The sequence below is a fragment of the Bacillus sp. ILBB4 genome, from assembly GCF_035064545.1.
Classification (GTDB): Bacteria; Bacillota; Bacilli; order Bacillales; family Bacillaceae_H; genus Priestia.
Genome location: NZ_JAIQVD010000004.1, coordinates 28,925 through 48,482, shown reverse-complemented (window position 1 = coordinate 48,482; position 19,558 = coordinate 28,925). Strand labels below are relative to the sequence as shown.

The 19,558-nt window shown below is 37.5% G+C and carries 22 protein-coding genes; 8 read left to right on the top strand and 14 right to left on the bottom strand.

Annotation, left to right across the window (positions count from 1 at the left end; genetic code table 11):
* Positions 1-13: 13 nt before the first annotated feature.
* Entirely contained in the window at positions 14-322 is a 309-nt protein-coding gene (locus LAV82_RS17270) for a cupin domain-containing protein (protein ID WP_013057236.1), read from the bottom strand.
* Positions 297-1,064, bottom strand: a complete 768-nt coding sequence (locus tag LAV82_RS17265) for a YqcI/YcgG family protein (RefSeq protein ID WP_029322023.1) — start codon at positions 1,062-1,064, stop codon at positions 297-299. Before LAV82_RS17265 ends, LAV82_RS17270 begins: the two co-directional genes overlap by 26 nt.
* Before the next feature lie 152 nt (positions 1,065-1,216).
* On the opposite strand from LAV82_RS17265, the gene LAV82_RS17260 reads away from it, so the two are divergent.
* A complete protein-coding gene (locus LAV82_RS17260; protein WP_211078956.1) occupies positions 1,217-1,858 on the top strand; it encodes a LysE family transporter in 642 nt (213 codons plus the stop codon).
* Here the strand turns inward: LAV82_RS17260 and LAV82_RS17255 are convergent.
* From LAV82_RS17255 to LAV82_RS17240, 4 genes are all read right to left on the bottom strand, one after another.
* Positions 1,844-2,665, bottom strand: a complete 822-nt coding sequence (locus LAV82_RS17255; protein ID WP_499716561.1) for an alpha/beta fold hydrolase — start codon at positions 2,663-2,665, stop codon at positions 1,844-1,846. The two genes, LAV82_RS17260 and LAV82_RS17255, sit on opposite strands and share 15 nt — an antisense overlap.
* A 209-nt stretch (positions 2,666-2,874) precedes the next feature.
* Positions 2,875-5,301 carry a DNA topoisomerase IV subunit A gene (gene parC / locus LAV82_RS17250; RefSeq protein WP_499716560.1) on the bottom strand — a complete coding sequence of 809 codons (2,427 nt, stop codon included), beginning with the start codon at positions 5,299-5,301 and terminating at the stop codon, positions 2,875-2,877.
* On the bottom strand, positions 5,298-7,274 hold the full coding sequence (gene parE / locus LAV82_RS17245; RefSeq protein ID WP_013057241.1) for a DNA topoisomerase IV subunit B: 1,977 nt from the start codon (positions 7,272-7,274) through the stop codon (positions 5,298-5,300). The genes parC and parE overlap by 4 nt, the downstream gene beginning before the upstream one ends.
* Positions 7,275-7,607: 333 nt before the next feature.
* Entirely contained in the window at positions 7,608-8,021 is a 414-nt protein-coding gene (locus tag LAV82_RS17240; protein WP_499716559.1) for a CoA-binding protein, read from the bottom strand.
* A gap of 205 nt (positions 8,022-8,226) precedes the next feature.
* Here LAV82_RS17240 and plsY point away from each other — a divergent pair, with 205 nt between their 5' ends.
* Together plsY and LAV82_RS17230 are read left to right on the top strand one after the other, a co-directional pair.
* Complete coding sequence (gene plsY / locus LAV82_RS17235; RefSeq protein WP_013057243.1) at positions 8,227-8,820, top strand: glycerol-3-phosphate 1-O-acyltransferase PlsY; 594 nt, start codon at positions 8,227-8,229, stop codon at positions 8,818-8,820.
* A 379-nt stretch (positions 8,821-9,199) separates the two neighbouring features.
* Positions 9,200-9,490: a HesB/YadR/YfhF family protein gene (locus tag LAV82_RS17230; protein WP_013057245.1), complete on the top strand. Its 291-nt coding sequence runs from the start codon at positions 9,200-9,202 to the stop codon at positions 9,488-9,490.
* Positions 9,491-9,530: 40 nt separating this feature from the next.
* Here the strand turns inward: LAV82_RS17230 and LAV82_RS17225 are convergent, their stop codons facing one another.
* The 3 genes from LAV82_RS17225 to tlp all read right to left on the bottom strand — a co-directional run bounded on the left by LAV82_RS17225 (position 9,531) and on the right by tlp (position 11,814).
* The gene (locus tag LAV82_RS17225) at positions 9,531-9,953 is read right to left on the bottom strand and encodes an acyl-CoA thioesterase (RefSeq protein ID WP_028408348.1); all 423 of its coding nucleotides are present in this window, start codon (positions 9,951-9,953) and stop codon (positions 9,531-9,533) included.
* A 78-nt stretch (positions 9,954-10,031) separates the two neighbouring features.
* Entirely contained in the window at positions 10,032-11,459 is a 1,428-nt protein-coding gene (locus LAV82_RS17220; RefSeq protein WP_499716558.1) for a phospholipase D family protein, read from the bottom strand.
* Positions 11,460-11,571: 112 nt separating this feature from the next.
* Positions 11,572-11,814: a small acid-soluble spore protein Tlp gene (tlp, locus tag LAV82_RS17215; protein WP_013057249.1), complete on the bottom strand. Its 243-nt coding sequence runs from the start codon at positions 11,812-11,814 to the stop codon at positions 11,572-11,574.
* Between the two features lie 172 nt (positions 11,815-11,986).
* On the opposite strand from tlp, the gene LAV82_RS17210 reads away from it, so the two are divergent.
* On the top strand, positions 11,987-12,598 hold the full coding sequence (locus LAV82_RS17210; protein ID WP_211078951.1) for a hypothetical protein: 612 nt from the start codon (positions 11,987-11,989) through the stop codon (positions 12,596-12,598).
* Between the two features lie 31 nt (positions 12,599-12,629).
* On the opposite strand, the gene LAV82_RS17205 is transcribed toward LAV82_RS17210, so the two are convergent.
* From LAV82_RS17205 to acnA, 4 genes are all read right to left on the bottom strand, one after another.
* On the bottom strand, positions 12,630-12,773 hold the full coding sequence (locus tag LAV82_RS17205) for an acid-soluble spore protein N (protein ID WP_013057251.1): 144 nt from the start codon (positions 12,771-12,773) through the stop codon (positions 12,630-12,632).
* A gap of 44 nt (positions 12,774-12,817) precedes the next feature.
* Positions 12,818-12,961 carry an FbpB family small basic protein gene (locus LAV82_RS17200; protein ID WP_013057252.1) on the bottom strand — a complete coding sequence of 48 codons (144 nt, stop codon included), beginning with the start codon at positions 12,959-12,961 and terminating at the stop codon, positions 12,818-12,820.
* Positions 12,962-13,174: 213 nt separating this feature from the next.
* Positions 13,175-13,774 carry a TlpA disulfide reductase family protein gene (locus LAV82_RS17195; protein ID WP_098277920.1) on the bottom strand — a complete coding sequence of 200 codons (600 nt, stop codon included), beginning with the start codon at positions 13,772-13,774 and terminating at the stop codon, positions 13,175-13,177.
* Positions 13,775-13,969: 195 nt separating this feature from the next.
* Positions 13,970-16,690, bottom strand: coding sequence for an aconitate hydratase AcnA (acnA, locus tag LAV82_RS17190; protein WP_176585420.1), 2,721 nt, complete (start codon positions 16,688-16,690; stop codon positions 13,970-13,972).
* A gap of 221 nt (positions 16,691-16,911) precedes the next feature.
* Between acnA and sspO the strand changes: the two genes are divergently transcribed.
* From sspO to ku, 4 genes are all read left to right on the top strand, one after another.
* On the top strand, positions 16,912-17,061 hold the full coding sequence (sspO, locus tag LAV82_RS17185; protein ID WP_013057255.1) for a small acid-soluble spore protein SspO: 150 nt from the start codon (positions 16,912-16,914) through the stop codon (positions 17,059-17,061).
* Positions 17,062-17,273: 212 nt separating this feature from the next.
* Positions 17,274-17,414 (top strand): small acid-soluble spore protein P, encoded by a 141-nt coding sequence (locus LAV82_RS17180; protein ID WP_013057256.1) that lies wholly within the window; start codon positions 17,274-17,276, stop codon positions 17,412-17,414.
* Positions 17,415-17,566: 152 nt separating this feature from the next.
* Complete coding sequence (locus LAV82_RS17175; RefSeq protein WP_211078948.1) at positions 17,567-18,007, top strand: Hsp20/alpha crystallin family protein; 441 nt, start codon at positions 17,567-17,569, stop codon at positions 18,005-18,007.
* A 150-nt stretch (positions 18,008-18,157) separates the two neighbouring features.
* Entirely contained in the window at positions 18,158-18,991 is an 834-nt protein-coding gene (ku, locus tag LAV82_RS17170; protein ID WP_499716557.1) for a non-homologous end joining protein Ku, read from the top strand.
* A 21-nt stretch (positions 18,992-19,012) separates the two neighbouring features.
* Here ku and LAV82_RS17165 read toward each other — a convergent pair whose 3' ends face one another.
* Positions 19,013-19,411, bottom strand: coding sequence for a hypothetical protein (locus tag LAV82_RS17165; protein WP_499716556.1), 399 nt, complete (start codon positions 19,409-19,411; stop codon positions 19,013-19,015).
* Between the last annotated feature and the right edge of the window lie 147 nt (positions 19,412-19,558).

The following is a 19,558-nucleotide window of genomic DNA, read 5'->3' as shown; positions in this document are numbered from 1 at the left end:
TCTTCTTTCGTCTTTATTTTAAAATGGAAATAACGTATGTGCACCCATCAGGACCGGCTTTTGAAGAATGAACCGTTTGTTTCGGTAAATGTATCCGATCTCCTGCCTGACATAGAACCGTATCACGTTCAACTGTAAAATAAATAGATCCTTCAAGTATATGAAGAATTTCATCAGTTGGATGCGTATGAGATGGGTGCGTTTGAAAAGCAATATCGTGCTGTACTTCAACGTATCCAGTATACGCCGGAAGCAGTTCTTTAATTACTTCTTCAAACTTTCCGCCAACTCCTTTTTTAATAGAGGCTTTTTTTACGTCCATGCTGCTCACTCCTTTTTAATTTAAACGGACACTGTCCGGTAGTATAGTTGTTATCATCATGTAAAAAATATTGCTTCCACTCTCGGTTTCCCTGCTGTCCATACCATCCTAACTCAGGATGAGCTGATACGTCATCATATGTTTTTAACCGATCGCGGACCACCTTTTGTACGTGCCGCCCTATTTTTGAATCTCCTGTCATACCTTCAAAGACCCACCGAGGCTGAAATGTAATCATAAATCCTCTGCTCTTACGGCTTTTACGCAAAGAATGAGCAGGCGTATTACATACGACAAAAATAGGTTCTCCGTGAAAGCAAAATTCCCATAATGGATCTTTTGGATCTTTTGGAATGTCTTGCGGCCATTTCTTTTGATCAATTTGATGAAGAAACGTCAGCGTATCCCAAAACATCGTTTCGTACTCTTCCATTGATCGTTCTTTATGTTCAGGCTTAAAGAATAACACAAAAGATGTATAGCGACCTATGGTCTTGAACGTATCTATGTATTCTCTAAGTGCCGACGCTGCATTCCTAATATCTTGGTAGTTATAAGGAGTAGTCACAAATGAAAAACGCAGTAAATCTTTTTTAAAGCCTTCTACCCCTAATATACAGGGAAATGGATTTTCTTCTGATAATATATCGCTTTGGAAATATTGAAAAGCATCTTTTCCCCAAAACGGGACATGCGTTGACTCTAAAATCTCATTGGCTCGAAAAAGCATTTTTGATGCCATTAAAACCCTCCTTATGGAACTCAACGTTACATGTGTATTAAAGAAAAGAAAGTTTATGAGCACTTTTAACTAAATGCCGCTTCTAAATTATAAAACTCTAATCTATATATATATAAGCTACTATTGGACAAGTTAGAAAGGAGGCTGTGTTTGTGGAGTGGTGTTTGATTGCTATAAAACAAATAATTCTAGGTATTAGTCTCGCAGCACCGGTAGGTCCAATTAATATAGAGATGATTAAAAAAGGGCTGACAAGAGGATTTTGGGCTTCTTGGCTAATTGGTTTAGGAGGCATGACGGCCGATATTTTATTTATGCTCCTCATTTTAATAGGGTTAACGCCCTTTGTTCAGATGCAGGCTGTTACTGTTTCCCTGTATGCAACTGGTTTTGTCATGCTCACATTTGTTGGCTTTCAAAGTATGAAACAAGCTGTTTCTCGTTCCTTTTCAATAGATGTAAACAAACCCTCTATTAAAAGAGATAAGTCGTTTTTTACAGGTTTCTTCATTGCTCTTATGAACCCTTTAAATATTGTGTTTTGGTTTGGTGTATTTGGGTCAAGCTTAAGCGAAAGCCTCCAAAGTCAAACGTGGCTATCTGTCTTTTTTCACAGTTTCTTTATTATCTTTGGCATCCTTCTTTGGAATTTAAATATTGCCAGCAGCATTCATTTTACAAGAAAATTTATCACGCCTAAGCTTCTTCGCTTCATTACGTTAGGTGCCGGTTTTTTACTTTTTTTATTTGGCTGCCAATTCGGTTTTAAATGTATATCCTTACTTATAGGCTGAGCTTTTAGCGATGAGTTCAATAAGAGTGTCATTTACTTTCTCACGTTCATCATAAAAAAGACCGTGTCCACTATTTTCAAATGGAAGAAGTGTAGAAAATGAAATATGACGATTCATAACTTTTGCAAGATCAAATGGACAAATTTGATCTTTTTTTCCGTGTAATATATATGTCTCAGCGAAAATTTGACTCAAATCCTCCCGCAAGTCTTCGTCTCGTAAAGACACCGCAGTTTTAATCGTTCCATGACCGGATGCCTCTAAACCTAAATCTTGAAACCACCCTCTAAAAGCTGAGCTAATAGGCTGATTAAAAAACTTTTTGCCAAACTCTTCAAGCATGTTAGGACGATCTCTATACGTATTTTGAATAATTGTATTTACTTCTTCAGAAGGAAGTCCATATGGAAAATCAGTTTTTTGAATAAAGCTTGGAGCCGCTGCTCCTAATAAAATTAACTTCTTCACGCCATATCCTAAATGTCTGCTCATATATCGAATGGCAATGGCTCCCCCCATAGAAAAGCCTATGAGCGTATAATTTTTAAGCTCCAGTCTTTCTACTAACATTCGAATATCATCCGCTAATTGATTATAAGAATAGCCGGTGAAAGGCGCATCTGATTTTCCGAATCCGCGAAGATCAGGAGCGATACATCGAATACCGCGGGCCGGCAACGTTGTAAATTGGTATTCGTACATTTTAGCGTTAACAGGCCACCCGTGGAGGAAAAGAACGGGTTCCCCTATTCCAATATCCCGAACAAAGAGTTTAGTCTTAGGAGTTACGTGAATAAAATAGTTCATCTATAACACCTCCTAGATGTTCTTTTATATATATGTTTAGGACAATTGGAACATTCAAAAGTTTCTTAGAGGCTTGTGTAGGAGGTGTATGATGTTTATTTGGGTTAAGGAGTAGGGAAGTTTTTATATTGTTTATTTAGAACATAGTTTAATTTAAAAATATTAGACAAAAAAAGTAGTAAAGCGTTAAAAACTTTACTACTTTTTTGTTATTTTTCTTCCAGCCACACATCAACTAAATTGCCAGCTTCGCTTTGGTCCAATACGAATGAACCGTTGCTGTATCGGTCGCTAGCTCGCATTGTAGACGGATCAACCTGCTCGATTTGACCTTTAGATGATTCCACTATCATGTAATGTTCTTTAGAGATTGCTTTTACTTTTGCAATTTGATGCGGATTAGATTTTAGTTCTCGGACCATCACTAGCCCTCGTTTTGCTCGTGCTGATTCTTCAAACTCAGTAATTTTTGTCTTTTTCACAGCTCCTCGCTGCGTGGCGATAAATAATTCAGTTGATAAAGCTTCATCTTCATCGAAGATAACGCCGCTTACAACATAATCATCGTCTTTTAAGTTAATTCCTTTCACACCGGAAGCGCGAGTTCCTACAATATTTATTTCTTCTTCCCGGAAACGCAGTCCGTAGCCAGAGCGAGTGGCAATAAACACTTGTTTTTTACCATCAGTTTGATATACATCGACTACTTCATCATCGCCTTTTAAATTAACGGCGACAAAAGCTTTGGAGTAGCGCTGTGCTTTATATTGAAGTAATTCTGATTTTTTGACCATACCATTTTTCGTAAAGAAAAGCAGATACTGATTTTCTTTAAATTCTTTCACCGGTATCGCCCGTACAATTTGCTCTTCTTTATCAATTGGAACAATGTTCATGATATGCTGCCCCATGTCTTTCCACCTGATATCCGGAAGTTCGTGCACTGGCATATATAAATAATTCCCTTTGTTTGTGAAGATGAGAAGGGTTTCGGTTGTATTAATTTCATACTTTGCTAAAATTCGGTCCGTATCTTTCATACCGAAGTCTTGCCCGTTAGACGCGGCGTAAGAACGAAGACTTGTTCGTTTTACGTATCCGTCTTTTGTGACTGTCACCATCACTTCTTCAGATGGAACCATCACTTCTAGATTAATCTTAATTTCTTCGATTTCCGCTTCAATTTTTGAGCGGCGTTCTGTACTGTATTGCTTTTTTACACGGCGTAATTCTTTTTTGATTACATTAAAAAGTTTTTTCTCGCTATGTAAGATTTCTTCTAACTCGTTAATTTTAGCACCTAGCTCTTCAGCTTCCGCTTGTAGAGCTGTGATGTCCGTGTTTGTCAAACGGTATAATTGAAGCGATACAATCGCCTCTGCTTGAGGTTCTGTAAATTCATATTTGGCAATTAAATTATTTTTAGCGTCGCGCTTATCTTTAGAAGCTCTAATCGTCGCAATAACTTCATCTAAAATCGACAGTGCCTTAATCAATCCCGCTACAATATGTTCACGTTCACGTGCTTTTTGCAGTTCGTATTTAGAACGATTTGTTACCACTTCTCTTTGATGATCAATATAAGCATCAAGAATGTTAGCCAAGCTCATAAGCTTTGGTCGCTTTTTAGCAATAGCAACCATGTTAAAATTATAAGGTACTTGCAGATCCGTATTTTTATAAAGATAGTGAAGTACTCCTTGAGCATTTGCATCTTTTTTTAATTCTACTACGATGCGCAGACCGGTACGATCCGTTTCATCGCGAACTTCAGCAATGCCTTCCACTTTTTTATCTAAACGAAGCTCATCCATTTTCTTAACAAGGTTGGCTTTGTTTACTTCAAACGGAATTTCTGTAATGACAATTTGCTGTTTTCCGCCGCGAATGGACTCCACTTCCGTTTTTCCGCGAATAATAATTTTCCCTTTACCTGTCTCGTAGGCTTTCTTAATCCCGTCTACCCCTTGAATGATTCCTCCCGTAGGAAAATCAGGACCTTGAATAGCCGTCATCAAATCTTCAATTGTACACGTCGGTTTATCAATTCGCATGATCGTTGCGTCAATTACTTCACCTAAATGATGAGGCGGAAGTTCTGTAGCATAACCAGCTGAAATACCCGTGGATCCATTTACTAGCAAGTTAGGAAACATAGCCGGTAACACAGTTGGTTCGCTGCTTGTATCATCGAAGTTAGACACAAACTCAACCGTTTGTTTGTCAATATCTCGTAGAAGTTCTGCAGCAATCGATGAAAGGCGAGCTTCTGTATAACGCATTGCTGCTGGGGGATCTCCATCAATACTTCCGTTGTTTCCATGCATTTCGATCAATACATTTCTAACTTTCCATTCTTGACTCATTCGAACCATGGCATCATATACAGATGAATCACCATGAGGGTGATAGTTACCAATTACGTTCCCTACAGTTTTGGCTGACTTGCGAAAGCCTTTTTCTGCTGTATTCCCATCTACGTGCATTGCATATAAAATACGGCGCTGAACGGGTTTTAACCCGTCTCTTGCATCCGGCAGTGCACGCTCTTGAATAATATATTTACTGTATCGACCAAAACGGTCGCCTAGTACATCCTCAAGAGGTAAATCTAAAAAGCGTTCTGTTTGTGTCATTGTACGTCCTCCTCTGCGACCGTTAATACATTTTCATTATCTAAAATATTTGGATCTTCTTCTAAGCCAAACGCTACGTTGCTTTCAATCCATTTTCTGCGTGGTTCTACTTTATCGCCCATCAAAGTGGTCACACGACGATCAGCGCGAGCAGCATCGTCAATACGGACACGAATCAGCGTACGCGTCTCTGGGTTCATTGTTGTTTCCCAAAGCTGATCTGCGTTCATTTCACCGAGACCTTTATAGCGTTGAATCATATACCCTCTTCCTACCTTATCGATAGCACCTTGCAATTCTTCGTCACTCCATGAATATTCAACCACTTCTTTTTTACCTGACCCTTTGCTTACTTTATAGAGCGGTGGAAGAGCAATAAATACTTTTCCTGCTTCCACAAGCGGTTTCATATAGCGGTAGAAAAACGTTAGCAGAAGCACTTGAATATGAGCGCCATCCGTATCCGCATCGGTCATGATGACTATTTTATCGTAGTTAATATCATCAATGGTGAAATCTGCTCCTACTCCTCCGCCTATCGCGTGGATGATTGTACTAATTTCTTCGTTTTTAAAAATATCTTGAAGCTTGGCTTTTTCGGTATTGATAACCTTCCCTCGCAGTGGCAGCACAGCTTGAAAGCGGCGGTCCCTTCCTTGTTTTGCTGAACCTCCGGCGGAATCCCCTTCGACTAAGTACAGTTCGTTTCGCTGAGGATTTCTTGATTGCGCAGGCGTTAACTTCCCGCTTAGAACGGTTTCTTGACGCTTCCGTTTCTTCCCGTTTCTTGCGTCTTCTCTCGCCTTTCGTGCTGCTTCACGCGCTTGAGCAGCTTTGATTGCTTTTTTTACAAGAAGAGAGCTTACGTCTGGGTTTTCTTCTAAGAAATAGGCAAGTTTTTCAGAAATAACTGCATCTACGGACGAACGAGCTTCACTTGTACCTAACTTTCCTTTTGTTTGACCTTCAAACTGAAGCAACTCTTCAGGTATTCTAACGGAAACGATGGCTCCTAAGCCTTCTCGTATATCCGTTCCTTCTAAGTTTTTGTCTTTTTCTTTTAGCAGGCTTACTTTACGGGCGTATTCATTAAATGCACGCGTCATAGCGCTTTTTGCACCGGACTCATGCGTTCCACCATCTTTGGTACGAACATTATTAACAAATGATAAAATGGTTTCAGAATAACCATCATTAAATTGAAAGGCAAATTCAACTTCAATATTATGATGAATCCCTTCAAAAAAGACGACTGGATGAAGTGAATCTTTTTCTTCATTTAAATATGAAACAAAGGCTTGAATACCTGTTTCATAATGAAAGATATCGTGACGATCATGTCTTTTATCGATTAACTCTATTTTGAATCCTTTTAACAGAAAAGCCGATTCGCGGAGCCGTTCACAAAGCGTATCATAATTATACACAGTTGTTGAAAAGATCGTGGCATCCGGTTTGAAATGAATCGTTGTTCCCGTTTTTTTCGTTTTCCCTATTTTTTCTAGCGTCGTAACCGGCTTTCCTCCATTTTCAAAACGCTGTTCATAAATAAATCCATCTCTATGAATGGTTACAGTCAACCATTCAGACAGCGCATTTACAACAGATGCACCTACTCCGTGTAAGCCTCCGCTTGTTTTATATCCGCCCTGTCCGAATTTACCTCCTGCATGCAAGATGGTTAAAATAACTTCAGGCGTTGGTTTTCCTAATTTATGCATGCCCGTTGGCATACCTCGACCTTTATCTTGTACAGAAATTGAATTATCTTTGTGAATAGTTACAATAATTTCTTCTCCGTAGCCTGCTAGAGCTTCATCAACAGAGTTGTCGACGATTTCATATACTAAATGATGCAGACCTCGTGTATCCGTACTTCCAATATACATACCAGGACGTTTACGAACGGCATCTAATCCTTCTAGTACTTGAATTGCATCTTCATTATAATTAAATTGTTGTTTCCGAGCCATTCATACTACCCCTTTCATCACAACGAACATTACTACATTATGTATGAAACACAAACGTTTGCGCTTCGTGTCTAAGAATAAATGATCATGTATCCTATCTTTTAATTTTATAGTTTTCGCATCAACAGAACGTATGTTTCTATTTTTGCGTACTTACAAGATTTTAGCACAAATTTCCGTATTATAAAAGCAATATCTTGTGTATTCATGGATTATAAGCATTATAAAGCTAGCTGTCTAACATCTATTGTAGCGGAAACGCTCTTACTATTTCAACGCATGGTGAAACCCATGCAAGCAGTGTGCATGGGTTGGTTGTTCTGCTTATAGATCTTACTTTGTTAAAGCATGCTCAACTTTTATACAACGATCCATAACTACAGTATACCCTTTTTTAGCGAGCAGGTCATATGCTTCTTCATTAATTAAACCAGATTGTGCCCAAAATACGTCTGCATCTACTTCTAAAAACTCTTCTGCAACTTCAAGCAAATGCTCAGAGCGACGAAATACATTAACGATATCAATATGCCCTTCAATTTCTTTTAATGAAGATACGGCTTTTACGCCGAGCGCTGAGTTGATTGTCGGGTTCACCGGAATAATCTCGTAACCTTGCTGCTGCATGGCTTCTGAAACCATATAAGACGTTCGATGAGGGTTATCTGATAAACCTACTACAGCAATGCGCTTGCTTTTTTTTAATATGTTACCAAGCTCTTGACGGGAAGGAATTTTAATGGACATGTCTATTACCTCTCTTAGCTATATAATATGTACTGAACAACATTCGCGATTTACAGTTGATTTCCTGCATATAGTACCCGTTTTCTCTATTTTTGTAAACGTCTTCTTTTTTTGAAATAATTGTCTCTCACCCAAAACTAGCTATGTTTTTTTAAGTATCTCATGGTAAAATAGAAACGATATAGAAATAAAGGAGCTTTCAAACATGAATTATTTATTACCTATTCTTGCCTATATCTTGGGCTCTATTCCTTTTGGACTAGTTGTTGGAAAACTAGGATACGGCATCGATATACGAGAGCATGGAAGCGGCAATTTAGGCGGCACCAACTCATTTCGTACATTGGGCGTAAAAGCCGGAATTATCGTTACGCTTGGAGACATTCTAAAAGGAACCCTAGCAGCTTCTTTACCGCTTTTATTTGATACGAATCAAAACATTCTCTTTATTGGTTTATTTGCTGTCATTGGTCATATTTTTCCTGTTTTCGCGAAATTCAAAGGCGGGAAAGCTGTTGCCACGTCCGCCGGAGTGATTTTATGTTATGAACCTCTTTTATTTGCTTTCGTACTATTATGTTTTTTTATCTGCTTATACATAACGAAGTATGTATCATTGTCATCAATGGTTACAGGGGTATTAACCTTTATCTACACGCTATTTAAGCAAGACTACATGCTTATTATGATTATTGGTTTAATTGTAGCCTTTGTCATTTACAGACACCGCGCAAACATTACCCGAATTCTTAATAAAACAGAACCGAAAGTCACATTTTTGTCAGGTAAAAAGAAATAAGAGGAGCTTCCTCTTATTTCTTTTTTTATAACCGTTTTGTAAGCGAATACATTTCTTATTTATTAGTTATACTGATACTAAAATAAGGAGGTGAATGATGTGAAGAAAAAATGCCCTATTTGCAAACGAAATAAGAAAATGGATTCACAGCTAGAAGGAAGCCGCTACTGCGTTCACTGCTGGGAAACCATTGGAAAACAATATGATTTCAAATGAAAGAATGAAACGATTTAATATAGAAATGAAGCCTTCACCTCTATATTAAATCGTTTTATTTTATTTTATCTCATTCCTTCCTAGCTGGATTCGTATATATTGGTAATTTATCTACCTTTCTACTATAATAAATGTATCCGCAGTATTGGAAGGAGCATAATTAATGAAATTAACAGTAACAGAAGCAGCAGCTACGTGGTACAAAGATGAAATGATGCTAGAAGGAAACGAAACAATTCGCTTTTTTGTTCGCTACGGCGGATGCAGCAACGTTCAAAAAGGTTTTTCTTTAGGTGTAAACACAGATTCTCCTAAAAACGTTGGCGTTGAAACAAAAGTTGACGGTTTAACATTCTTCGTAGAAGATGAAGACCTTTGGTACTTTGATGGTCATGATTTGACCGTAAATTATAATGAAGAAACAAAAGAACCTGACTTTCATTACGAAGCGTAAGAAAAAAGCATCGATTTATCGATGCTTTTTATTCTTGCGATTAACCCTGCTTTTTGGCATCTTCATAGGCTTTATGCCATTCCGGATAATTACGGCGAATCGAAATAGGCTTAAAGTTTTCTTTTTTCACACATACGTGTGACGATGTTCCTGTTAACGCAAGTTCTTCATTTGAATTAAAAATTTCGTAGCCGTACACAACGCGTAGACCGTCATAGTTCTCAACCCAAGTATGTACTACAGCTGTCTCGCCATAATGAAGCGGCTTTTTATATGAAGCCTGTATATCAATAACTGGCGACAGCACACCGTCTCTTTCCATTTGTGCATAGCTAAAACCTAAATCACTAATAAACTGCGTTCGACCTATTTCCATCCATACTAAATAGTTAGCATGATACACAACGCCCATCTGATCGGTTTCCGCATAGCGCACTTCGATTTCTTTCTTCGATACTAGCATGATTCTACCTCCTCTTGCACTGTTCCTGTTTTATCTTACCATATAAGGAGAATATACTCCTACTAGTTTGGTTATTACTCAATATGTTGTAAGACTAAGCGCATCTTGAATGCGATATATCAGCATTTCCAGCCGCGTCATTTTATTTTCATACCTTTTATAAGGAAGTGTATATGTGTAGTCTTTATTTGTCCATAAGCGGTCAAAATAAGCGTTTAGTTCGGTCATAACCTTTTTGTTAGAAGGTCCTGATACTTTAATATCCGTTTCTAAGTTCAAGTCAGCCAAATTTCGTTTTGTGAAATTTGCTGCTCCTGCAATAATAGTTGCATTTTTTTTGTTTCGAATAAATAAAGTTTTAGAATGATACTGTTCTTTCCCTGTATGATACCAGCGAATTTTAACCTCCCCTTTGGATTTCTTTACAAGTTCTGCTGCTACTGGACGGTTAGGCAGTCCGAACTTTTTTCTTCCAAACGCATTTTCATTAGGATCTAAAATTAATCGTACGTTTGCTCCTTGTTTAGAAGCTTTCAATAGCGCCTTTATTACGTCTCGATCTCCAAGGTAAAACATGCCGAGCCATACATCGTCGCCTTTTTTAGCATGGCGTAAATCATGTAATACATGCTTATAGATTTTGCCTTCTGTTAACAGCTGAACATAGAGGTCTCCCTTTTCTTTTTCTTTCTTCTTATACCGAGGTAACTTTCCTCCGCAAGAAAAATCTGACACCGCTTGTTCACTTTTTACCACATCTCCAATGATATTCCCCTTTACTTCAAAGGCCATGTTAGAATTATAAAAACTTGCATCATGAGGATTGGCAGAAGAGATAATAATGCTTTGATCTGTTGCTACTACTTTTCTATGATTAGCTTTTACATTTAACAACTTTAAATAAGCACGGACCGTCGCTTTAGGCGCATTGGTACCAAACGGATTTGTTATCCATCCGTTTCCTTTTTCACCAAACCACTGAATAAAAGTTCTCCACACTGCAGAATACAGTGGAATGGAGTCTCTGAGCTTAGATAAATTGGTTTGCACCACTTTGATTCCGTTTAGCCGCAGTGAATCTAACCACTTTGAATCATGTGAGCCGTAGGTTGTATTGATTTCATCTGTAATAAAGACGATTTCGATAGTAGGATGTTTTCGTTTCTTTTCAATCAGCTTACTTGCAAGCGTATCACTAAGGTGAGGAAACGTTTCGCCTTGGTTATAGTAGCCGTTAAATAGAAACATATCCATAATAATAAAAGCTTTTGCGTCATCAATCGCATTCGTAACTGCTTGAAAAATATGTTGTTCAGAAACAGATGTCTGCTGGTCTTGATACGTTAGATCTGATAAAAGAAATACATCTTCTACTTTGTGGGGCTTACTTTCGTATGAAACTCCTTTAGGCAAGGGCTTATGCGTTTGATAAGAGCCCACAATAATCAAGACGACAAGTAAACTGACCAAAATCCTTACTACTTTCTTTTTCACGTGCTTTTTCACCTACATAAACCTCTTCGCTAGTTTGTATTATTATTGACCTTACTAAAAAAATATAGAAAGAAAGCAGCTAAAACCGTTTATTTTTAGCTGCTTATTGTCGTTGCTTTATTTATTAAATCGTACCTTCGTAACCATTTTGACGAGCTTCTGACTCATCTTTTATTTCGCTGCGCATTGCTTCGATACTTACTTCGCGATTGTGATTTTTTTGCTGAATGCGCTGACGTTCTTCTTCAGTGCTGCATGCAGCAGCTTCTTCTGCTTCTTCAATGTTTTTCATTGTATTTTGCACCATTGTTTGTAATTTTTCAACGTTATCACTGCGATCGTCTGGATTCGGTTTATTCCATGCCATTGTATCTTCCTCCTCAAAATAACTTTGTTACAATTGTAGTATGCCGGATTTGTTCATCTCTATAAGTGGAAAAAAATGATTTTAGTTTACATAATATAATTATAATTAATTTAAAATGTATATATAAAACATACATAATATGGTAATATATACATGCAAAGGGGGAATTGCTATGACCAAACGAATGATAACATTACTAAGTGTCATCTTTATTGCAGTGCTTGCCGTATTTTTTATGTCGCAAACCTCATTGGCATCAAAATTGACAGCAAGTGCCTTTATGAAGCCTCATCATTACTCAAAACATGAAGAAAAAATGTTAGCCGTGACAAATTTAGACTACAAAAGCAATATTATTGCATACGATTTGAAAGCTCCTAGTGACGCAAAAGAAGCTTATGTAAAAGCTACTTATTACGAAAAGGGAAAAGCAAAAGAACCTTTATTTTCAGGTGGGTTGACTGTTTCAAAAGAATTTGACATGTTTGCTATTACATATAAAATCGATGATGATGCTCATAAAGTTATGTTTAATGTAGGCAGCAACGATACAAACCTAGGAATAGAAGCGGAAAAGCCAAAAAAAATGAACGGCTATTCCTTTACTGGATTAGAGAAAAAACAAACGGTAAAAATGAATAAAACATATCCAGTTGCTGCTTTATTTGGTGACGCTGGCAGTGGCATACGAGTTGCTCCGCTTTCAACCGACGATGGAGAAGTTGTTAAAGAGCTTATTTCGAGCAATCCTTACGTTTATTTATTCACGGTAGAATTCAAATAATAAAAAGTCGCTGAATTCAGCGACTTTTTATTCATTCACCTTTGGTTTGAATAACTTGAGGATGCTTGCCGGATGTATCTTGCATTTGTTTTCCGTTATTTCCACCAGCTTCTCTCGGTTGAGTGCCGATGTGATTCGGAACAAAAGGTTTGCTTTGTTTTTTAGGATTTCCCATGCTTATCCCCTCCTCACCGTTACTCTAACCAACTTACTTTAAAGTTATTCAGCTCTTTCAAGCATACGATCTTCTAACCGCTTTTCAATTTCCATTTCAATGCGTTCAATTTCTGACTGATCTTTTAACAGCTGCGTTTTATTTTCTTGCACTAACTCTTCAAATGAACGTTTGCGTAATTTTCTCATGATCACAACACCTACTTTATGTAATTTTTATGAAAAATCTGAAAAATCTAAAGAAACTGATATCATATAACTATCTATATTGTAACCAATTTGTCAGATAAGTAAACATACTTTTTTGAAAAGTTGTAAGAAAGTTTGACATGTTTACTGACTTATCTATATATACGATGATAAAGTAAATAAGTTTCATGTTTAATAAAACAAGCAGCAAATTTAATTCGCTGCTTGTTGAGCAAAGTTTTCCATTTGTTTAAGCGTCATTGGACCATTCACTCGTTGAACAATTTTCCCTTCTTCATCTATAAAGTAAGATGTCGGAATGGTGGAGACTCGATATTTTTTACTCCCTACACTATCTTGGTCGTCCAATAATACACGAAACGTAAACTGTTTTTCTTTAAGAAACTTAGATACTGCCTGTTTACTGCCTTCTGACGAAGTTAAATTAACCGCAAGCAGCTGTACATCGTTTCCATATTTCTCATAAAATGCTTGCATATCGGGCATTTCTTTTTGACACGGCGGACACCATGTTGCCCAAAAGTTTAAAATGACTTTTTTTCCTTTAAAGTCCGATAATTGAACGGATTTCCCGCTCGTATCTGACAGTGTAAACGGAGGCGCTGTATTTTTTGGTTCCAACCCATAAGCTTGACCCGAAGCCTGACGAGCACTATCGCCTTTTTTGATGTTTAAATCCTTGTATTCGCTTAAGTTAGAATTATCGGATGCTTCATTTGGAGAAAGCCCTTGCCAAAGTGCGTAGCTAAGAAATCCTACTAGAAGCAAGACTGCAATTATTTTTTTAACCATATGATCGGCTCCTTTATTTCTTCTAAAAAGTGATAATCTATGTACTAATAGATATGTGCAATATCTACTAAAATAATCCTTTTATAGGGCATTTTCTTTTATAATATAGCATATTTCCCTCTCACTTTTTGTCGAAAACGGTGCGTTTGCATAAAAAAAGAGCGGTTCACGAGAACCGCTCTTTTTCTTTATAACTTACGCATGTGTTTTAGACTGTAATTTATCACGAAGCACCATTTGAAGGATACCACCGTGGCGATAGTAATCAATTTCAACTTCACTATCGAAACGAACCAGTACTTCAAATTCTTTTTTGTTTCCAGCTTCATCAGTTGCTGTTACTTTTATAAAATCACGTGGTTTTACCGTTTCATCAACTGCTACTGCAATTGTTTCTTTTCCAGTTAAACCTAATGTATCCGCGCTTTCACCATCTTTAAATTGAAGAGGTAAAACACCCATTAATACTAGGTTTGAACGGTGAATACGCTCAAAGCTTTCAGCGATTACTGTTTTAATACCTAAAAGATTTGTGCCTTTTGCTGCCCAGTCACGAGAACTTCCCATGCCGTAATCTTTGCCTGCAAGTACAACAAGACCTGTACCTTGCTCTTTGTATTTCATACAAGCATCATAAATGCTCATTACGTCATTTGTTGGCCAGTACGTTGTCCAGCCGCCTTCTGTACCAGGAGCTACTTGGTTTTTAATGCGGATGTTTGCAAACGTACCGCGCATCATTACTTCGTGGTTACCACGACGAGAACCATATGAGTTAAAGTCTTTTGGCTCTACACCGTTTTCTTGAAGGTAAAGACCTGCAGGTGATGTTTTTGCGATTGAACCCGCTGGTGAAATGTGATCCGTTGTCACTGAGTCACCAAATTTCGCTACTACGCGAAGGTCATTTAATGCTTCTACTTCGCCTGGCTCTTCTGATAACCCTTCAAAGAACGGTGGATTTTGAATGTATGTTGAATCATTCTCCCACGTATAAAGAGCATCTTCGCTTGTTTTAATTTCATTCCAGCGTTCGTTATCATCGAATACACGCTCATACTCGTTACGGAATAATTCAGGTGTTACGGTACGGCTAACAACTTCTTTAATTTCATCTTGAGAAGGCCAGATGTCGCTAAAGAATACTTCATTGCCGTCTGTATCAATACCGATTGGATCTTTTTGTAAATCTACATCTACCGTTCCAGCCAGTGCATATGCTACAACAAGCGGCGGAGAAGCAAGGTAGTTACCTTTTACTAATGGATGAATACGTCCTTCAAAGTTACGGTTTCCTGAAAGAACAGACGTTACAAGCAAGTCGCTGTCTGCAATCGCTGCTTCAATTTCTGCTTCTAATGGACCAGAGTTACCGATACAAGTCGTACAGCCATAACCTACGATGTTAAAGCCGATTTTATCTAAGTATGGAAGCAGCCCGGAATTTTGAAGGTAAGCCGTTACTACTTTTGAACCTGGTGCTAAAGAAGTTTTCACGTAAGCTGGAACATCCAATCCTTTTTCTACCGCTTTTTTCGCAACTAAACCAGCTGCTACTAATACGTAAGGATTTGATGTGTTCGTACAGCTTGTGATAGCCGCAATGGCAATGGCACCTGTTTTCATTGTTGTTTCTGAACCGTCTGCAAGCTTAAACGTAATTTCTTTATCCACGTCTTTAGCATCAAGTCCGAAGCTTTGGTTGCTAACAGGAGCTGTTAAAGCCTTCTTGAATTCTGTTTGCATTTGAGAAAGTGGAATTAAATCTTGCGGACGCTTTGGACCAGAAAGATTTGCTTCAATCTCAGCAAGGTTAATCTCAACAACGTCAGTGAAAATTGGATCTTCATTTTCTGGTGTGAAGAATAAACCATTTGCTTTTGTATATTGTTCGACAACCTGAATGTCTTTTTCATCTCTTCCAGTTAAACGCATGTATGCTAATGCTTCTGCGTCAACTGGGAAGAATCCACATGTTGCACCGTATTCAGGAGCCATATTAGCGATTGTTGCACGGTCAGCTAATGGAAGTTCTGCTACGCCAGGACCGAAGAATTCCACGAATTTTCCGACTACTCCTTTTTGACGAAGCACTTGCGTAACTTTTAAAGCTAAGTCTGTAGCTGTAGTGCCGTTTGGTAATTCACCAACAAGTTTAACACCGATTACTTCAGGAACTGGGAAATAAGAAGGTTGACCAAGCATACCTGCTTCCGCTTCAATACCGCCAACACCCCATCCTAAGACACCGATACCATTAATCATCGTTGTATGAGAGTCAGTACCTACTAGAGAATCAGGGAAAGCTACAAATTCACCATCTTCTTCAACAGCATGAACAACGTTTGCTAAATATTCTAAATTTACTTGGTGCACGATACCAGTAGCTGGCGGAACTGCACGATAGTTATTAAATGATTTTTGAGCCCAGCTTAAGAAATTATAGCGCTCTGTATTACGTTGAAACTCAAGGTCCATATTAATTCGTAATGAGTCAGCTGTACCTGCTTTATCAACTTGTACGGAGTGGTCGACAACGAGGTCTACTGGAATTTCTGGATTGATTTTGTCAGGATCGCCTCCTAAATCAGCCATTGCTTTACGAAGTGACGCTAAGTCTACAACCGCTGGAACTCCAGTGAAATCTTGAAGAATAACACGAGATGGTTTGAAAGGAACATCGATATCTTTAATATCTTTTGTTCCCCATTTTGCAAGGTTTTCGACGTGTTCTTTTGTAATAACACGGCCATCTACCTGACGAAGAACAGATTCTAATAATACTTTAATTGAATACGGCAGCTTAGATACGTTACCTAAACCTGCTTCCTCTAAAGCTTGTAAGCGGTAATAATTATATGTGCTGCCATTAAGATCGAATGACGAACGAGCGTTAAAAACGTCTTTTTTAGTCATTGCTTTTACCCCCTTAAAATTCTATGTATAAAGGATTTACTTACCCCATCCTCTATTCCCTTCACCATCTATCTTAATATAATATTATACATAAGTAAATAAAAAGAATGTTATTAATTAACATAAGTTTCACTTATAACCTTTTTCCATCTTCCTTTTATTTTTCTAATAATTCATATTTCATTGATTTTTAGGCATGCTAGAAACGGAGGTGATTCAACATGGCTAAACGCAAGTCAAACCACGTCATTCCTGGAGCTAACGCGGCTAGCGCTCAAGGAAAAGGATCGGGTTATAATGAAGAGTTTTCAAATGAACCATTAACGGAACAACAGAAACAAAATAATAAAAAACGCAAAAAAAATCAATAAAACAATCTCTTATTGGATATACTAATCACTAGTTAGAAAAGCAAAATCGTTGAACTCCATGAAATCTAACGAGAAGGCGTCATTATATATGACGCTTTTTTCCTGTTCCCATTTCCTGTTTTTGTTAAACCTATTTTTAGAAAGGGGAATTTTTCATTGGATAAATTCCCTGTCACTATCCTACCCTAATAAATGAAAGGGAGGCTTTAACTATGAACAAAAACAGCAGCAAAGACATCAGAAGAAATGCGCCAAAAAGCAATTCTGGACAGCCAGAACCGCTAAGCGGATCTCATAAAGTAAAAAACCGTAAGCATTCTCGCCAAAAACACAATAGCGGACATGATATGTAAAACAGCGGCAAGCTCTCTACAGAGCTTGCTTTTTTATGCGTAGAAAAGACAGCTAGTACTTCAAGCTTATTCTTTGCGCAGGAGTTCACTAAGTACATAAACGCGCATATGATAGTAAAGTGAAACAGTTTAAATAATGGAGGAACGCAGAAATGAAAAACAAGCGTCTGCCAGCAGACCAAATGTTTGTAAAAGGCTTTCAAGAGTTGTTAGAAGTCATGCTTTCAAATCCCTTTATGAGTTATTTAGATTATGATTCCGTTCGTATAGATTTATTTGAAACAGAACAATCATTTATTGTCGAAGCTGAATTATTAGGGTATCACCCTAAGGATATTATCGTTCAGATACAAGCTGATCACTTACAGCTGACAGCCAAAAAATACTGCATTAGAGAATTTCATGATGAAAAGCAAGGAACGCTTGCAAGAGAACAAATGGAAGAAAGCGTTGAACGTACAATCGACTTTCCATTTCCATTGACGAATAAAAAAATTACCGCTACATTTAGTAACGAAATCCTTGAAATTACGATTTCTAAACATGAGACAAATGAATCTAATCAGCAAATAGTCCCTATTGAGTTTCAATAAGGCTGCAGAGACAACATCTGCAGCTTTATTGGAACTATTTAATTGTTTATTTAGCACATAGTTTTTTTAGAATATTCTTCTTTTCAAAACAATGGGATATCTAATTTATTTTATGGCACACTACTAAAAAAGAGTAAAAGGAGAACGTTTATGCTTCATACTGCTTGGAAAGGTAAAATCAGCTTTGGATTAATTGATATCCCTATTAAACTGCACGGAGCAATTGAAGAAAAAGATGTAAAGCTGCGCACGCTACACTCCGTTTGCCATACACCTATTCATCAAGAAAAACATTGCCAAACGTGTGGACGAGAAGTAGAATCCGATGAACTGGTTAAAGGATACGAAACCGCGACCGGTCAGTTTGTTGTACTTTCACAACAGGAAATTGACAGTGTCAAAGAGCCCTTTGCAGCAAACAAAGCCGTTGAATTGTTACACTTTGTTTCGTTAGATGACATTGATCCCCTGTTTTTTGATAAGCCCTACTATATTTCTCCTAGGGAAACAAGCCTAAAAGCTTATTATACTTTATTAAATGCGCTTGAAATAACGAATAAAGTCGGTATTGCGAATGTATTTTTATATTCCAAACAGCAAATGGCAATTATTCGTTCCGTGGGCGGATCTCTTGTTCTTCACACGATGCATTTTGAAGAAGAGCTTCGTTCAGTCACAGATGTGCCTAACTTATCCAGTACTTCTTCCATTAATGAAAGTGATACACAAGTGACGGTGGAATTAATTGATAAGCTATCTACTTCGTTTAATCCATCTATTTACAAAAACAACTACCGAGACGCCTTACAAAACGTCATTCAACAAAAAATAAATCAAGGCGAAGTTACAAAAGGCAGCGGAAGCGAAGAACGAGATATTCGACATTTAATGGAAATGTTAAAAGTGAGCATAGATCCTTCTACTTTACACCCGACAAAATCAACAGCAGAGAAAAAAACTTCATCCTTAAAAAAGAAAGCATAAAAAAGCTAACGAAGAAATTCGTTAGCTTTCATTTGCAACAGAAGTCTTAGGAACAATAGTTCCATATGATGCCGGTATTTTTAAATATTGCGTTACTTGATTATTTTCTACAAAGACAATAAAGTTATCTTTTTTATCTTTTCCAATACCTTTTGCTTTTGCTTCAGACCACGTGAAGCCCAGCTTCTCATTTACCTCACTGCGAGTCGTTTCCGGTCCAAAAACATATACTTTATCCCATCTAAAATCACATAATTCATTAAAATCAAGGATGGAAGCTTCTTCTTTACTTTGATTTGTTTTTTTAATTTCATTGATTACAGTTTGCTGAAGTTGCTCTTGGTTGCGTTCGCTGTATACCCTGTCAATAAAAAAAGTTGCCAATAGCGCTACTAACGTGAATAGTAGAATCTTTTTCACTTCGTTGTCCTCCTGATACGTTCTCTGCACATGATACGACTTCTTTTCGATACGGTTTTATTCTCTACTATTCTAGAAAATTCAACAGGAAAATACAACTAAAATCTCGAAATGTCATCAAAACATAAAAAACTTAACACTATGTCA

Bases quoted from the DNA above. Each gene is read 5' to 3' on its own strand.
- ku (WP_499716557.1), top strand. From the start codon at position 18,158: ATGCTTCATACTGCTTGGAAAGGTAAAATCAGCTTTGGATTAATTGAT.
- LAV82_RS17225 (WP_028408348.1), bottom strand. From the start codon at position 9,953: ATGCTAGTATCGAAGAAAGAAATCGAAGTGCGCTATGCGGAAACCGAT.
- LAV82_RS17240 (WP_499716559.1), bottom strand. From the start codon at position 8,021: ATGTCCATTAAAATTCCTTCCCGTCAAGAGCTTGGTAACATATTAAAA.
- LAV82_RS17200 (WP_013057252.1), bottom strand. From the start codon at position 12,961: ATGAGAAAATTACGCAAACGTTCATTTGAAGAGTTAGTGCAAGAAAAT.
- LAV82_RS17265 (WP_029322023.1), bottom strand. From the start codon at position 1,064: ATGGCATCAAAAATGCTTTTTCGAGCCAATGAGATTTTAGAGTCAACG.
- parE (WP_013057241.1), bottom strand. From the start codon at position 7,274: ATGGCTCGGAAACAACAATTTAATTATAATGAAGATGCAATTCAAGTA.
- acnA (WP_176585420.1), bottom strand. From the start codon at position 16,690: ATGACTAAAAAAGACGTTTTTAACGCTCGTTCGTCATTCGATCTTAAT.
- plsY (WP_013057243.1), top strand. From the start codon at position 8,227: ATGAATTATTTATTACCTATTCTTGCCTATATCTTGGGCTCTATTCCT.
- LAV82_RS17205 (WP_013057251.1), bottom strand. From the start codon at position 12,773: ATGGGAAATCCTAAAAAACAAAGCAAACCTTTTGTTCCGAATCACATC.
- parC (WP_499716560.1), bottom strand. From the start codon at position 5,301: ATGACACAAACAGAACGCTTTTTAGATTTACCTCTTGAGGATGTACTA.
- LAV82_RS17255 (WP_499716561.1), bottom strand. From the start codon at position 2,665: ATGAACTATTTTATTCACGTAACTCCTAAGACTAAACTCTTTGTTCGG.
- LAV82_RS17180 (WP_013057256.1), top strand. From the start codon at position 17,274: ATGAACAAAAACAGCAGCAAAGACATCAGAAGAAATGCGCCAAAAAGC.
- tlp (WP_013057249.1), bottom strand. From the start codon at position 11,814: ATGGCATGGAATAAACCGAATCCAGACGATCGCAGTGATAACGTTGAA.
- sspO (WP_013057255.1), top strand. From the start codon at position 16,912: ATGGCTAAACGCAAGTCAAACCACGTCATTCCTGGAGCTAACGCGGCT.
- LAV82_RS17210 (WP_211078951.1), top strand. From the start codon at position 11,987: ATGACCAAACGAATGATAACATTACTAAGTGTCATCTTTATTGCAGTG.
- LAV82_RS17230 (WP_013057245.1), top strand. From the start codon at position 9,200: ATGAAATTAACAGTAACAGAAGCAGCAGCTACGTGGTACAAAGATGAA.
- LAV82_RS17270 (WP_013057236.1), bottom strand. From the start codon at position 322: ATGGACGTAAAAAAAGCCTCTATTAAAAAAGGAGTTGGCGGAAAGTTT.
- LAV82_RS17175 (WP_211078948.1), top strand. From the start codon at position 17,567: ATGAAAAACAAGCGTCTGCCAGCAGACCAAATGTTTGTAAAAGGCTTT.
- LAV82_RS17195 (WP_098277920.1), bottom strand. From the start codon at position 13,774: ATGGTTAAAAAAATAATTGCAGTCTTGCTTCTAGTAGGATTTCTTAGC.